Here is a 13,139-nt window from a genome sequence, read left to right as displayed (position 1 = left end):
GAGTAGCCGCCTATTCGCTCTCGGGCTTGCGCCGCGCCGCGGCGAGGACGGCTTCGACGTCCAGGGTCACCTTGGCGCCGATGGACTCGGGGAGGGTGACGAGCTCACCGGGGGCGTGGACGCGGTGGGTGGCGTACTCGTCCTGGACCGGATCGGTGAGGACGTGCAGGCGGCTGTGCCGGCGATCCACGATCACGTAGATGGGGACCTTGGCGTTGGCGTAGGCGGTGACCTTGGTGCGGAGGTCGGTCTGGTAATTGCTGGAGGTGACTTCCAGCACCAGGCGGAAGGCGACGGGGTCGTAGCAGTTGTTCTCGACGAGGTGGTCTTCGAAATCGGCGTCTACCACGGAGAGGTCCGGGATGGCGTAGTCCTCGCGTCCGTCCGGGAGCCAGATGCCGACTCCCTGGAGGAGTTCCGTTGGCTCGTCGGCGAGCCCGGCCGTGATGAACGGGCGCATGAGCGTGGTCAGGCCCCGTGCGTGGGCGCCGTCTGCCGGTGGGGACACGAGGATCTGCCCTCCGATGATCTCGACTCGGTACCCCGGGCGCTGATCCACGATCTGGTTGGCCAGATCGATCAGTGGCCATTCACTGTGGGGACGCTCAGCGGGTGCTGCGGACATCACGTGCCTCCCGTGGGCTGCTGTCGAGAGCATCATCGTAGGACGGGACCGGGGCGTGCGGACGGAAGCCGCGCGTTCACCTGAAAGGGCGAGGCCCCGCCCCCCGGTCGGACCGGGGAGCGGGGCCTCGTACGGCGGCTGACTGCCGGGCGGTCAGAAGCGGCGCGTGATCAGGGCGCGCTTGACTTCCTGGATCGCCTTCGTGACCTCGATGCCGCGGGGGCACGCGTCGGTGCAGTTGAAGGTCGTGCGGCAGCGCCACACGCCGTCCTTGTCGTTCAGGATCTCCAGCCGCTGCTCGCCGGCCTCGTCACGCGAGTCGAAGATGAAGCGGTGGGCGTTGACGATCGCCGCCGGGCCGAAGTACTGCCCGTCGTTCCAGAACACCGGGCACGACGAGGTGCACGCCGCGCACAGGATGCACTTCGTGGTGTCGTCGAACCGCTCGCGGTCCTCCGCCGACTGCAGGCGCTCACGCGTCGGCTCGTTCCCCTTGGTGACGAGGAACGGCATGACGTCGCGGTACGCCTGGAAGAAGGGCTCCATGTCGACGACAAGGTCCTTCATCACCGTGAGGCCCTTGATGGCCTCGACGGTGATCGGCTTCTCCGGGTTGATGTCCTTGATCAGCGTCTTGCAGGCGAGCCTGTTCTTGCCGTTGATCCGCATCGCGTCGGAGCCGCAGATGCCGTGCGCGCACGACCGGCGGAAGGTCAGCGTGCCGTCGAGGTCCCACTTGATCTTGTGGAGACCGTCGAGCACGCGCTCCTTCGGGTCGATCTCGATCTGGAAGTCCTGCCACTGCGCCTCGTCCGAGATCTCGGGGTTGAAGCGGCGGATCCGGAAAGTGACCGTGATGTACGGGGAGGCCGCAGCCGCCTCTTCCATCTTTTCCAGGGTGGGGGTAGCCATCAGTACTTACGCTCCATCGGCTGGTAGCGGGTCGTCACGACCGGCTTGTAGTCGAGCCGGACCGAGTCCGAGCCATCGGCTCCGACCTCGCGGTACGCCATGGTGTGGCGCATGAAGTTGACGTCGTCGCGGTTCGGGTAGTCCTCGCGGTAGTGACCGCCGCGGGACTCCTTGCGCGCGAGCGCGGACACGGCCATGACCTCGGCCAGGTCGAGCAGGTTGCCCAGCTCGATGGCCTCCAGCAGGTCCGTGTTGAAGCGCTTGCCCTTGTCCTGGACGGACACGTTCTTGTAGCGCTCGCGCAGCTCCGCGATCTTCTCGACCGCGGTCTTGATGGTCTGCTCCGTACGGAACACCATCACGCAGGCGTCCATCGTCTCCTGGAGCTCCAGGCGCAGGTCGGCGACCCGCTCCTTGCCCGTGGAGTTGCGCAGGTGCTCGACCAGGTCGACGACCTGCTGCGCCGGGTTCTCGGGGAGCTCGACGTAGTCGTTCTCCTGCGAGTACTTCGCCGCGGCGATGCCGGAGCGCTTGCCGAACACGTTGATGTCCAGCAGCGAGTTGGTGCCGAGGCGGTTGGCGCCGTGCACGGAGACGCAGGCGACCTCGCCGGCCGCGTACAGGCCCGGGACGACGGTGGTGTTGTCCGCCAGGACCTCACCCTCGACGTTCGTCGGGATGCCGCCCATGGCGTAGTGCGCGGTGGGCTGGATCGGGATCGGGTCCGTGTACGGCTCGATGCCCAGGTACGTGCGCGCGAACTCGGTGATGTCCGGGAGCTTCGCGTCGAGCTGCTCCGGCGGCAGGTGCGTCAGGTCCAGGTACACGTGGTCGCCGGCCGGACCGCAGCCGCGGCCCTCGCGGATCTCGGTGTAGATGGAGCGCGAGACGACGTCACGGGACGCGAGGTCCTTCATGACCGGCGCGTACTTCTCCATGAAGCGCTCGCCGTCCTTGTTGCGGAGGATGCCGCCCTCACCGCGGGCGCCCTCCGTCAGCAGGATGCCCATGCGCCAGATGCCCGTCGGGTGGAACTGGAAGAACTCCATGTCCTCGAGCGGCAGGCCGCGGCGGTAGCAGGCCGCCTGGCCGTCACCCGTGAGGGTGTGCGCGTTGGAGGTCACCTTGAAGAACTTGCCGGTGCCGCCGGAGGCGTAGATGACGGCCTTCGCCTGGAACACGTGGATCTCGCCGGTGGCGAGCTCGTACGCGACCACGCCGGCCGACTTCTTGACACCGTCCTCCTCGACCAGCAGCTGGTCCAGGACGTAGAACTCGTTGAAGAACTCCACGCCCTCCTTGACGCAGTTCTGGTACAGCGTCTGGAGGATCATGTGGCCGGTGCGGTCCGCGGCGTAGCAGGACCGGCGGACCGGCGCCTCGCCGTGGTTGCGCGAGTGGCCGCCGAAGCGGCGCTGGTCGATGGTGCCGTCCGGGGTGCGGTTGAACGGCAGGCCCATCTTCTCCAGGTCGAGGACGGCGTCGATGGCCTCCTTCGCCAGGATCTCGGCGGCGTCCTGGTCGACCAGGTAGTCACCGCCCTTGACCGTGTCGAAGGTGTGCCACTCCCAGTTGTCCTCCTCCACGTTCGCCAGCGCGGCGGCCATGCCGCCCTGCGCCGCGCCCGTGTGGGAGCGGGTGGGGTAGAGCTTCGTCAGCACGGCGGTGCGGCTGCGCTTCGTCGACTCGATGGCGGCGCGCATGCCCGCGCCACCCGCGCCGACGATGACGGTGTCGTACTTGTGGATCTTCATTGGTTTCGCCTCAGCCCCGTTGCCTAGCGGATGTTCGGGTCGAAGGTGAAGATCACCAGCGTGCCCAGAATGATGGTGAACACCGTGGCGGTGTAGAGCAGGCCCTTCAGCCACAGCCGCGTGTTGGCGCGCTCCGCGTAGTCGTTGATCACGGTACGCAGACCGTTGGTGCCGTGCAGCATGGCGAGCCACAGCATCAGCAGGTCCCAGACCTGCCAGAACGGGGACGCCCAGCGGCCGGCCACGAAGGCGAAGCCGATCTTGGACACGCCGCCGTCCAGCACCAGCTGGATGAGGAGGTGGCCGATGACGAGGACGACGAGGACGATGCCCGAGAGGCGCATGAACAGCCAGGCGGCCATCTCGAAGTTGCCGCGGGTCGAGCGGGGCGTCTTGCCCGTGCGCTTGCGCGGGGCCTCGATGTACGGCGCCGGGTTGTCGACGTCGTAGAGGCTTACGCCCTCCACGTCGCCGATGGCCTGGGCGGAAGAAGTGTCAGAAGACATGGGTGTCACTTCCCGAACAGTTCGGCAGCTGCGTGGCCCAGGACGGGGTACAGGGCACCGATCATCAGGATGATCCAGATGATCATGACGCCCCAGAGCATCTGCTTCTGGAGACGGGGGCCCTTGGACCAGAAGTCCACGGCGATCACACGGAGACCGTTGAGCGCGTGGAACAGGATGGCGGCCACGAGGCCGTACTCCAGCAGCGCGACGATCGGAGTCTTGTAGGTAGCCACGACATCGTCGTACGCCTCGGGAGAGACGCGGACGAGAGCGGTGTCGAGGACGTGTACGAACAGGAAGAAGAAGATGAGGACGCCGGTGACTCGATGAGCCACCCAGGACCACATTCCTTCCCGGCCGCGGTACAACGTTCCAGCCGGCACGGAAAACCCTCCGGAAGCGGGGCGGGGGCCAGCCGGCTTCTTTGTCGGTCGGGCCCGGCCGGGTACGGTCCTCCGGCCCCGGACATCGTAGCGACGCTTTGTCGGTTCCCTCGCGCCGGGTCCATCGGTGTGATCAAACAGGCACGGACGGGCTATCCCACAGGGGCGAATAGCCCTGAATCCTCGGCGTTTACCCCGTCCTGGGAGGTCAGCCAGTGTGTCAGGTCGGCGAGCCGCACCTGGGCGAGGCGGCGCAGCTCGTCCGCGGAGATCGACCGCTCCTCGTCCGCCTCCAGTCCCATCCGCCGCCGGATCGCGGCGAGCAGCTGGTCCGCCTGCTCCTCAGGGGGGTGCCCGTCCAGGCAGATCACGAAGACGTGGCCGAAGTTGCGCTCGTACTCGGCGTGCGCGGCGTCGAGCGCCAGCAGCGCGGCGTACGGGGCCCCGTGGCCCAGCTCGACCGGGACCTCCGAGGCCAGCGCCTCGCTCAGGTCCGCCTGGGAGAGGTCGTACGAGGCCTCGTCGGCGGCGGCCAGCATCGCGTCCGGGTCCGGGTACGGGCGGTGCGCGGCCACCCGCTGCGCCCAGCGCCGGCTCCCGCAGCAGTGCAGCAGCACGGCCTCGGCGGCTTCGGGGGAGAGGGCGTTGAACCGCGCCAGTCCGGAGCCGGGGAGGGGATCGGAGCTGCCGCGGGCCTGTGCCGGAAGGTGGCTGGACAGCGGGGGGCTCCTCGGGGCGTGGCGTGGGTGCACCGCCACGCTAGCGACGCCTGGCCGGGTGTGTCGTACCGATCCGAGGTTTTCACCCGGAAGTGAGCCGAAAGGATGACGGGCGTGGCGGGGGAACGGCCTGGTGGAGGAGGGAGGAAGACGACCGAGGCCGCCACCCCCCACAGGAGAGGCCCCGGTCGCCGTCCGTACGGGCTCGTGCGACAAGCCCGTACCCCTGTCAGCGCCGCGAGTGCGTTTTGTGTCACACCCCGCTTCGCGCACGATTGGTTGCTCCCCGTACAACTCGTGGACGAAGGTACTTGAAAGCCGTAACGTGCTGATTTGCGCCACAGGTACAGGACAGTGAAACGGTTGGGGACTTTGCTGGGGGACGACGCGGAGCTGACCGCCGCGGTGCTCGCGGCACAGGGCGGCGACGAGAGCGCGTTCCGGTCTGTGTACCGCGCCGTGCACCCGCGCCTGCTCGGTTACGTACGCACGCTCGTCGGAGACGGCGACGCGGAGGACGTGACCTCGGAGGCGTGGCTGCAGATCGCCCGCGACCTCGACTCCTTCACAGGCGACGCCGACCGCTTCCGCGGCTGGGCCGCCCGCATCGGCCGCAATCGCGCGCTCGACCACATCCGCATGCGCGGACGCCGTCCCGCCATCGGCGGCGACGAGACCGAGCTGACGGGGCGCGCCGCCGACAGCGACACCGCCGGCGAGGCGATGGAGGCCCTGTCCACCGGCCGGACCATGGCACTGATCGCCCAGCTTCCGCAGGACCAGGCCGAGGCCGTGGTGCTGCGGGTCGTCGTCGGGCTCGACGCGAAGACCGCGGCCGAGACCCTGGGCAAGCGGCCCGGGGCCGTGCGCACCGCGGCCCATCGGGGCCTGAAGAAACTGGCCGAGCTGCTCGGCGCGGAGGGCGGCTTCGCGCCGGAGTCGGATCCGGGCTCGGATCCGGCGGACCCGGTCGGTCATAATGCCGGTGGCCAGGCGCGGGACGGCGGGGGCGGGAGGGATCTCGACGCGGTGCCCGCACAACGCGGCCGGGGCGGCGGTCTCGTACGGCAAACCGGTGTGACGCATTCACGTTGGCGGACGCAGAAGGACATGTGATGGCCGACGAGCGCAACAGGTGGCTGGACCGGGCCGCGGCGGAACGACTGCTCAGCGGCGGCCAGGCCGTACCCGGCGGCGACCGGAGCGCCCGCGAAGCGGAGGCCCGGCTCAGGGCCGCCCTCGACATGCTGGCCGCGCAGCCGTGCGCCGGTGCGGAACTGCCCGGCGAGGCCGCCGCGGTGGCCGCCTTCCGGGCGGCGCGCGGCGGGGCCGGAGTCCCCGAGGCCTCCGGTGCGCCGGCGACGTCGTTCGGCGGCGACACCTCCCCCCTCGTGGAACTCGGCAGGATCCTTCCTCTCGCCGCCCCCGTGTCCCCGGCCCGGCGCGGCCGCCCGGTGCGTTTCGGGCTCGTCGCCGCACTGGCGGGCGTCGCCGTCGGAGGCCTCGCGGTCGCCGCGGGGGCCGGGCTGCTGGACCGGAGCACGCACGACTCGGCGGGTCCCGTACCGGCGGTCTCCCTCAGTGCCGACGAGAACCCCTCGCCGCCCGGCGACACCGGTGGCCCGACCCCGGGCCCGCAGCTGCGCCCCACCCCGTTCCGCGGCGCCGACGGAGTGCAGCCCAGCCCGGGCGGCGGGCAGACGCCCGGCGGCCTGGACTCGGGCGCGCTGCAGGGGTTCGGAACCGGAACGGTGACGGGCCCCGACGCGGCGTCCGGCGGCGGCGCCGACCCGGACGGCCCGGACGGCAAGAGCACGAGGGACGGCAAGGACGCGCTCGCCGGCGGGACCACCTCGCTGAAGGACGGGGACCGGCAGACCCGCCTCAAGGCGGTGGACCTGTGCGAGGCCTACCGCTCGGGGGAGATGAACTCGGACCGCCGGGACAAGCTCTCGAAGCTGGCGAAGGGCCTCGCGCGCATCCCGCACTTCTGCGAGGAACTGCTCGACGGGCCGGTCCGGAGCACCACTCCGACCGTGCCGCGCGGTTCGGACATCGGGGGCGACGTGCTCAAGGCCCCGACGCTGGCTCCGGCCAGCCCGGGGATCTCTGCACCCGCCCGCCTGCCGTCGCGCTGAGGCTCCGGACGACCGGACGGCTGTTTTCGGCCACCTTTCGGGTGGTCCGTACGAGCGCACCGGGAAGGTTTCGGACGACGTCACGAGCGGGCTGTAACACTTTTCGAACCTGCGGCGCAGTACATATCGAGCCGACTGGTCATCGGCCGCGCATGAGCCGGGGTTCCCCCCGTACCCCTGGGCTCTGCGCACCCGGCGCGGGCGGGGTTCGTTCCCCCGGCCCTGCCCGCGCCCTTTACTTCACAGACCGGATCACCGGGGACACCGGGATCACCGGCGCAGCCCGGACACCGGGGATCACCAGTAGACGACGACCTTGTCGCCGACCTGCACCTGCTCGAACAGCGATGCGAGCTTGCCCTTGTCCCGGACGTTCACGCAGCCGTGCGAGGCGCCGGCGTAGCCGCGGGCCGCGAAATCGGCGGAGTAGTGCACCGCCTGGCCCTGGCTGAAGAACATCGAGTACGGCATCGGCGTGTGGTAGATCGTCGACGTCCAGTCCTTGGCCTTCCACTCCACCTTGAACTGGCCCTCACGGGTCGGGGTGTTCTCGGAGCCGAAGCGGACGTCCATCGTGGAGACGATCTTGCCGTCGATCATCCAGGCGAGCGTGCGGCTCTCCTTGCTGATGCACATGACGCGGCCCGTCATGCAGCGCGGGTCCGGGGCGTCGACCTCGTTGACGGTCGGCGGGCGCAGCTCGTCGGCGGTGGGCTTCTTGCTGACGCTCTGGATCTTCTTCCAGGTGGCGTCGTCGACCGCGCCCGAGGCCGTCAGGCCGCTCTTGGACTGGAAGGACTTGACCGCGGCGGTCGTCTTCGAGCCGTAGAAGCCGGTGGGCGCGACCGTCATGTACTTGAGCTGCTTCAGGCGGGCCTGGAGCTCGCGCACCTGCTCGCTCTCGTCCCCGTTCGCCATGACGGCCTTGACCGTCGGCGAGGGGGACGCGGACGGCGAAGCCGACTGCGAGGCGGACGCCGAGGGCGAGGGCGAGGCGTCGGCGGGCTTGTTGTCCGTGGACGGGGAGGTCTCGGGGGTGGAACCCGCCGCGGACGCGGACGGAACCTTCGAAGCGGAGCCGGCCGGCTCCGTCTTCTGGGGCCCGCAGGCGGTCGCGGCGAGCGCGACGGCGGTGGCCACCCCGAGCGTGCGGATTATGACTCTCTGGCGAAGCATTGCAGTCCCCCGATTTCTACGTCGTGTATGTAGGTGATGCCTGGCGGGCGTGGACAGTTGCAGACGGTCCAGGGATGTTGCGCCATTGTGACCAGCGGCCGTCGGACGACGGCCGGAGCCGCCGCGGGGAGTTGTATCAGCCCCGAGCCCGTTTGCTCCATGGAGGGTTTGGTCACATGGCGAGTACCGAGAGCGGGATTCCGATCGAACCCGTGTACGGGCCGGGCGATCTGACGGGGTGGGATCCAGAGGTCAAACTGGGTGAACCAGGGGCGTATCCGTACACGCGAGGTGTCTACCCGACCATGTACACGGGCAAGCCGTGGACCATGCGGCAGTACGCCGGTTTCGGGACGGCGGCCGAATCCAACGCGCGGTACCGGCAGCTCATCGAGGGCGGCGGCACCGGACTCTCGGTCGCCTTCGACCTCCCGACGCAGATGGGACACGACTCCGACGCACCCCTCGCCCACGGGGAGGTCGGCAAGGTCGGCGTCGCCGTCGACTCCGTCGACGACATGCGGGTGCTCTTCGACGGGATCCCGCTCGACCGGGTCTCCACGTCCATGACGATCAACGCGCCGGCGGCGCTGCTGCTCCTCATGTACCAGCTCGTCGCCGAGGAGCAGGGGATCACGGGTGCCCGGCTGACCGGCACCGTGCAGAACGACGTGCTCAAGGAGTACATCGCGCGGGGCACCTACATCTTCCCGCCCGGGCCTTCGCTGCGGCTTACCGCGGACACCTTCCGGTACTGCAAGGCCGAGATCCCCCGCTGGAACACCATCTCCATCTCCGGCTACCACATGGCCGAGGCCGGGGCCTCGCCCGCGCAGGAGATCGCCTTCACGCTGGCGGACGGGATCGCCTACGTCCGGACCGCCCTGGCCGCCGGGATGGAGATCGACGAGTTCGCCCCGCGCCTGTCCTTCTTCTTCGTCGCCCGCACCGCGCTGCTGGAGGAGGTCGCGAAGTTCCGGGCCGCGCGGCGGATCTGGGCCCGCATCATGCGCGAGGAGTTCGGGGCCCGGAACCCGAAGTCGCTGATGCTGCGCTTCCACACCCAGACGGCCGGGGTCCAGCTGACGGCGCAGCAGCCCGAGCTGAACCTCGTACGGGTGGCCGTACAGGCACTGGCGGCGGTGCTGGGCGGCACCCAGTCGCTGCACACCAACTCCTTCGACGAGGCGATCGCCCTGCCGACGGAGAAATCGGCGCGCCTCGCGCTGCGCACCCAGCAGGTGCTCGCGTACGAGACGGACGTGCCGCACACCGTCGACCCCTTCGCCGGCTCGTACGCGGTGGAGCGGATGACGGACGAGGTGGAGGAGGCGGCGCTCGCTCTGATGCGGCGGGTCGAGGACCTGGGCGGGGCGGTGGCCGCGATCGAGGCCGGCTTCCAGAAGGGGGAGATCGAGCGGAACGCCTACCGCATCGCGCGCGAGACGGACGGCGGCGAGCGCGTCGTGGTCGGCGTCAACCGCTTCGCGCTGGAGCAGGAGGAGCGGTACGAGCCGCTGCGCGTCGACCCGGAGATCGAGAACCGGCAGCGGCAGGCCCTGGCGGTGCTGCGCTCGGAGCGCGACGGCGAGGCGGTGGCGGCGGCGCTGGACGCCCTGCGCGAGGCGGCGGCGGGCACGGCGAACGTGCTGTACCCGATGAAGGAGGCCCTGCGCGCCCGGGCCACGGTGGGCGAGGTCTGCAACGCGCTGCGGGAGGTGTGGGGGACGTACGAGCCGACGGATTCCACATGGTGACGCATTTAATGGAAAACGTCGGACACGACAGGAGCAACCCTATGGGACACTCCTGCTCATGCTGGGAGTCACCGATCTGCCGACCTATCTCGTCGGGCTCATATTGATCATTCTGCTGCCGGGGCCGAACTCGCTGTACGTGCTCTCCGTCGCGGCCCGCCGCGGGGTGCGGACCGGGTACAAGGCCGCCGCCGGGGTGTTCACCGGCGACGCCGTGCTCATGGTGCTCTCCGCCGCGGGCGCCGGGGCGCTGCTGAAGACCAGTCCGGTGGCCTTCGGCATCGTCAAGCTGCTCGGCGCCGGGTACCTGACCTGGCTCGCCGTCGGCATGATGCGCGGGGCGTGGGCGCTGTGGCGCTCGCGGGCCGAGCGGGAGGAAGAGGCGGCGGCCCCGCCCGCGGGAGAGGCCGCCGAGGGGGAACGGCCGTACCGCCGGGCGCTGCTGATCAGCCTCTTCAACCCCAAGGCGATCCTGTTCCTCGTCTCCTTCTTCGTGCAGTTCGTGGATCCCTCGTACGCCTACCCGGCGCTCTCGTTCCTGCTGCTGGGCGCGCTGCTCCAGCTCGGCAGCTTCCTGTACCTGACCCTGCTGATCTTCAGCGGGACCCGGCTGTCCGCCGCCTTCCGCCGCCGCAAGCGGCTCTCGGCCGGGGCCACCTCGGCGGCGGGCGTGCTGTTCCTCGGCTTCGCCGCCAAGCTCGCCGTCAGCTAGCCCGCCCGGGCGGGCGGCCGCCGGTCACCGGGTGCCGGCCGCGCGCAGCCGCTTCAGCCGGCGCACCACGCGGCGGACGGCAGGGCTGTGCGGCAGGAAGGACAGCTGGGCCGGGATGCCGCCGGGCAGCCCGAGGGTGGTCAGCCGGCGGCGCTTGAAGTAGCGCCGGGTCCGGTCGTCCAGATGCGCGGCCAGGTGGCGTTCGGCCTCGGTTCGCCGCGCCGCCAGGATCTGCGGCTGCATGGTGAACCCGACGGCGGTCAGCAGCCCGGCCAGCCGGTCCCGGTTCTCCTCGGGGCCGGGCGCGGTCCAGCCGGCCACGGCCCCGGCGTCCGCGAGCGGGGGGAGCAGCGCGTCCACGATCGTCAGCGGGATCCGGTTGCTGTTCTGGTAGGGCGTGAGGCGGGCCAGTATGGCCTCGGTCCCGGTACGCGCGACGGGCAGTCCGTACAGGGCGGCGGCGGTCAGCAGCCCCGTCGAGAAGCAGCCGACGACCAGCGCCGGGCGCAGCCGTTGGTAGAGGGTCTCGGCCAGGACCGGGGTGGCCATGACCGTGAGCCGGGCGCCGAGCCGCTCGGCCTCCTCCTCGGCGCGGCGCGAGTACGCGGCCGGGGCGCTGGGGTGCGGTTTGAAGACGAGCTCGCGGTGGCCGAGGGCGTGCGCGCCCCGGACCATCTCCACGTGGAGCTCCTCCTCTTCCTGAGGGGAGAGGAGTTCGAGCGCGGAGAGGTACTGGCCGAGCAGCAGCGCCGGGGCCTCGCCGACCCCGTCGAGCTCGGGCCCGTACGAGGGCAGCTCGGCGAGCACCTTCAGGAACTCGGGGGTCGGGACCAGCTCCGGCCGTACGCCGAACTCGGTGAGCAGCAGCGGTTCCAGACCCGGCACCAGGTCCAGGTGCAGTACGCGGCGCACGCGCATGCCGAGCTGCGGGTCGAGGCGGAAGCGGGTGGGCCCGTAGCTCATCAGCCCGTCGGCGTAGACGTCGACGGCGGCGCCGGGGAACAGCGTGCACAGGGTCCGGGCGGGCGGGACCTGGATGGACTCCACGATGATCTCGACGCGGTCCCCGCCCAGTCCCCAGACCGCCCGCAGCTGCCGCTCCCACAGCGGGACGTCCTCGGGGCGCGGGGCCCAGGCGCTCGGGTGCTGCGGGGCGATGGCGGCGTTCCAGTCGAGCACCTCGTCGAAGCGGGTGCGCAGCGCGGCGAATCCCGGCGTGTCGGCGAGGCCGGGGGAGACCTCGGCGGTGAGGGCGTGGTTGCTGGTGAGCAGGATGCGGCGGCCGGCCGGCGGGAAGGCGCCCGCGTCGATGCCGGCGGCGAGCGTGGCCATCCCGTAGAGGGTGGAGGCGAGGAAGATCTGCGTGCAGGGGATGTCCCGGGCCGCCATCAGAGCGCGGCTCCCGCTCGTGCGGGCCGGCGGCGCAAGCGGCGCAGCACTCCGGCCCGTTCGGCGTCCATCGCGTTCAGGGCCTGATCGAGTACGTCCTGCGGCATGCGTCCGAGCGCGGCCGTGCTCATCGAACGGAGTTTCTTGGCCACGGCCGGTTCATACCTTTCAATGGTCCCGATATGGTGCGCGATAATTGCACAATATGTTCGGACTGCTTTCGGAAGCAGAAGATCACTTTCCCGGTCTTCGGCCGTATCGGCCAGGACCTGGTCGAAAGCCTTGATGAAATCGAGCTGGCGCTCGTCCTTGATCTGCGTGAGCGAGGTCGCGACCCCCCGCCGGTAGAAGATGCCCGGCAGGCCGACCGCCGCGAAGGATCCGGCCCCCCGGTGCAGGCGCCAGATCCACGGCCGGTCCTCCGCCGTCCGCAGACCGTCGGTGAAGTGCAGCAGTCCGCGGTCCAGCAGCCGCCGGTGGTACATGCCGGCCCAGGCGTACGGGTAGTCGACCGAGGTGGCCCGGGAGGCGGGCAGGATCCCGGCGCGCGGATCGCCGACGACCAGCTGCGGGCCGTACGGGACGCGCTGCACGCTGCGGGTGCGGCCGGTCACCTGGACATGGTCGTTGCGGACGAAATCACAGTTCAGAGCCTCTATGGCGGCCAGCGTGCGGGCCAGGTGGCCGGGTGCCAGCCAGTCGTCGCCGTCCAGGAACGCGACGTATTCGCCGCGCGCCGCGTCCAGGCCGGTGTTCCGGGCGGTGGCCAGGCCGCCGTTCCGTTCGTGTCTGAGGAGCACCGCCCCCGGCAGCTCGCGCGCCGCCCGCTCCAGGAGTTCGGGCGTGCCGTCCGTCGAGCAGTCGTCGACGAGCAGGAACTCGAAATCGTCCCGGGCGTTCAGTTCGAGGCTTTTCAGGGCATCCGGTGCGTATGTCTGCACGTTGTAGAACGGCACGACAACAGAGAGCTTGGGCACCCGCGAGACATTAAGGCGTTGGCCGGCATTCACCATGGCCCGTACGCGGATTCCATGTGAACGAAGCGGGGCGGGCGCGTTAACCGGT

Annotated in this window: 13 protein-coding genes; 4 read left to right on the top strand and 9 right to left on the bottom strand. The window is 70.3% G+C overall.

Features of this window, described 5'->3' with window-relative positions:
• Nucleotides 1-10: 10 nt before the first annotated feature.
• From ACFY1T_RS02685 to ACFY1T_RS02660, 6 genes are all read right to left on the bottom strand, one after another.
• Nucleotides 11-625 (bottom strand): Uma2 family endonuclease, encoded by a 615-nt coding sequence (locus tag ACFY1T_RS02685; protein ID WP_390786665.1) that lies wholly within the window; start codon nt 623-625, stop codon nt 11-13.
• A gap of 153 nt (nt 626-778) precedes the next feature.
• Nucleotides 779-1,537, bottom strand: a complete 759-nt coding sequence (locus ACFY1T_RS02680; protein WP_030865238.1) for a succinate dehydrogenase iron-sulfur subunit — start codon at nt 1,535-1,537, stop codon at nt 779-781.
• Nucleotides 1,537-3,291, bottom strand: coding sequence for a succinate dehydrogenase flavoprotein subunit (gene sdhA, locus ACFY1T_RS02675; RefSeq protein WP_352213570.1), 1,755 nt, complete (start codon nt 3,289-3,291; stop codon nt 1,537-1,539). Before sdhA ends, ACFY1T_RS02680 begins: the two co-directional genes overlap by 1 nt.
• A 23-nt stretch (nt 3,292-3,314) precedes the next feature.
• Entirely contained in the window at nt 3,315-3,797 is a 483-nt protein-coding gene (locus tag ACFY1T_RS02670; RefSeq protein WP_030865242.1) for a succinate dehydrogenase hydrophobic membrane anchor subunit, read from the bottom strand.
• A gap of 5 nt (nt 3,798-3,802) precedes the next feature.
• Complete coding sequence (gene sdhC, locus ACFY1T_RS02665; RefSeq protein ID WP_078621959.1) at nt 3,803-4,183, bottom strand: succinate dehydrogenase, cytochrome b556 subunit; 381 nt, start codon at nt 4,181-4,183, stop codon at nt 3,803-3,805.
• 152 nt (nt 4,184-4,335) lie between these two features.
• Entirely contained in the window at nt 4,336-4,941 is a 606-nt protein-coding gene (locus tag ACFY1T_RS02660) for a 2-oxo-4-hydroxy-4-carboxy-5-ureidoimidazoline decarboxylase (RefSeq protein WP_390786664.1), read from the bottom strand.
• A gap of 333 nt (nt 4,942-5,274) precedes the next feature.
• Here ACFY1T_RS02660 and ACFY1T_RS02655 point away from each other — a divergent pair, with 333 nt between their 5' ends.
• Together ACFY1T_RS02655 and ACFY1T_RS02650 are read left to right on the top strand one after the other, a co-directional pair.
• Nucleotides 5,275-6,018: an RNA polymerase sigma factor gene (locus ACFY1T_RS02655; RefSeq protein ID WP_390786957.1), complete on the top strand. Its 744-nt coding sequence runs from the start codon at nt 5,275-5,277 to the stop codon at nt 6,016-6,018.
• Nucleotides 6,018-7,040 carry a hypothetical protein gene (locus ACFY1T_RS02650; RefSeq protein WP_390786663.1) on the top strand — a complete coding sequence of 341 codons (1,023 nt, stop codon included), beginning with the start codon at nt 6,018-6,020 and terminating at the stop codon, nt 7,038-7,040. Before ACFY1T_RS02655 ends, ACFY1T_RS02650 begins: the two co-directional genes overlap by 1 nt.
• Nucleotides 7,041-7,337: 297 nt before the next feature.
• Here the strand turns inward: ACFY1T_RS02650 and ACFY1T_RS02645 are convergent, their stop codons facing one another.
• Nucleotides 7,338-8,216: a L,D-transpeptidase family protein gene (locus tag ACFY1T_RS02645; protein WP_063755627.1), complete on the bottom strand. Its 879-nt coding sequence runs from the start codon at nt 8,214-8,216 to the stop codon at nt 7,338-7,340.
• Nucleotides 8,217-8,392: 176 nt separating this feature from the next.
• Here ACFY1T_RS02645 and ACFY1T_RS02640 point away from each other — a divergent pair, with 176 nt between their 5' ends.
• Both ACFY1T_RS02640 and leuE read left to right on the top strand, forming a co-directional pair.
• Nucleotides 8,393-9,973: a methylmalonyl-CoA mutase gene (locus ACFY1T_RS02640; protein ID WP_390786662.1), complete on the top strand. Its 1,581-nt coding sequence runs from the start codon at nt 8,393-8,395 to the stop codon at nt 9,971-9,973.
• 58 nt (nt 9,974-10,031) lie between these two features.
• Nucleotides 10,032-10,685: a leucine efflux protein LeuE gene (gene leuE / locus ACFY1T_RS02635; RefSeq protein ID WP_390786661.1), complete on the top strand. Its 654-nt coding sequence runs from the start codon at nt 10,032-10,034 to the stop codon at nt 10,683-10,685.
• A 24-nt stretch (nt 10,686-10,709) separates the two neighbouring features.
• Here the strand turns inward: leuE and ACFY1T_RS02630 are convergent, their stop codons facing one another.
• Together ACFY1T_RS02630 and ACFY1T_RS02625 are read right to left on the bottom strand one after the other, a co-directional pair.
• Nucleotides 10,710-12,074: a polysialyltransferase family glycosyltransferase gene (locus ACFY1T_RS02630; protein WP_390786660.1), complete on the bottom strand. Its 1,365-nt coding sequence runs from the start codon at nt 12,072-12,074 to the stop codon at nt 10,710-10,712.
• Nucleotides 12,074-13,051, bottom strand: a complete 978-nt coding sequence (locus ACFY1T_RS02625) for a glycosyltransferase family 2 protein (RefSeq protein WP_390786956.1) — start codon at nt 13,049-13,051, stop codon at nt 12,074-12,076. Before ACFY1T_RS02625 ends, ACFY1T_RS02630 begins: the two co-directional genes overlap by 1 nt.
• Between the last annotated feature and the right edge of the window lie 88 nt (nt 13,052-13,139).

It is taken from the genome of Streptomyces sp. NPDC001194 (assembly GCF_042896985.1).
Lineage (GTDB): Bacteria > Actinomycetota > Actinomycetes > Streptomycetales > Streptomycetaceae > Streptomyces.
This window is presented reverse-complemented; position numbering and strand designations above follow the sequence as displayed.

Excerpts from the sequence above, each read along its gene's own strand:
- ACFY1T_RS02685 (WP_390786665.1), bottom strand. The coding sequence starts at position 625 with ATGTCCGCAGCACCCGCTGAGCGTCCCCACAGTGAATGGCCACTGATC.
- ACFY1T_RS02680 (WP_030865238.1), bottom strand. The coding sequence starts at position 1,537 with ATGGCTACCCCCACCCTGGAAAAGATGGAAGAGGCGGCTGCGGCCTCC.
- sdhA (WP_352213570.1), bottom strand. The coding sequence starts at position 3,291 with ATGAAGATCCACAAGTACGACACCGTCATCGTCGGCGCGGGTGGCGCG.
- ACFY1T_RS02670 (WP_030865242.1), bottom strand. The coding sequence starts at position 3,797 with ATGTCTTCTGACACTTCTTCCGCCCAGGCCATCGGCGACGTGGAGGGC.
- ACFY1T_RS02650 (WP_390786663.1), top strand. The coding sequence starts at position 6,018 with ATGGCCGACGAGCGCAACAGGTGGCTGGACCGGGCCGCGGCGGAACGA.
- ACFY1T_RS02645 (WP_063755627.1), bottom strand. The coding sequence starts at position 8,216 with ATGCTTCGCCAGAGAGTCATAATCCGCACGCTCGGGGTGGCCACCGCC.
- ACFY1T_RS02640 (WP_390786662.1), top strand. The coding sequence starts at position 8,393 with ATGGCGAGTACCGAGAGCGGGATTCCGATCGAACCCGTGTACGGGCCG.
- leuE (WP_390786661.1), top strand. The coding sequence starts at position 10,032 with ATGCTGGGAGTCACCGATCTGCCGACCTATCTCGTCGGGCTCATATTG.
- ACFY1T_RS02630 (WP_390786660.1), bottom strand. The coding sequence starts at position 12,074 with ATGGCGGCCCGGGACATCCCCTGCACGCAGATCTTCCTCGCCTCCACC.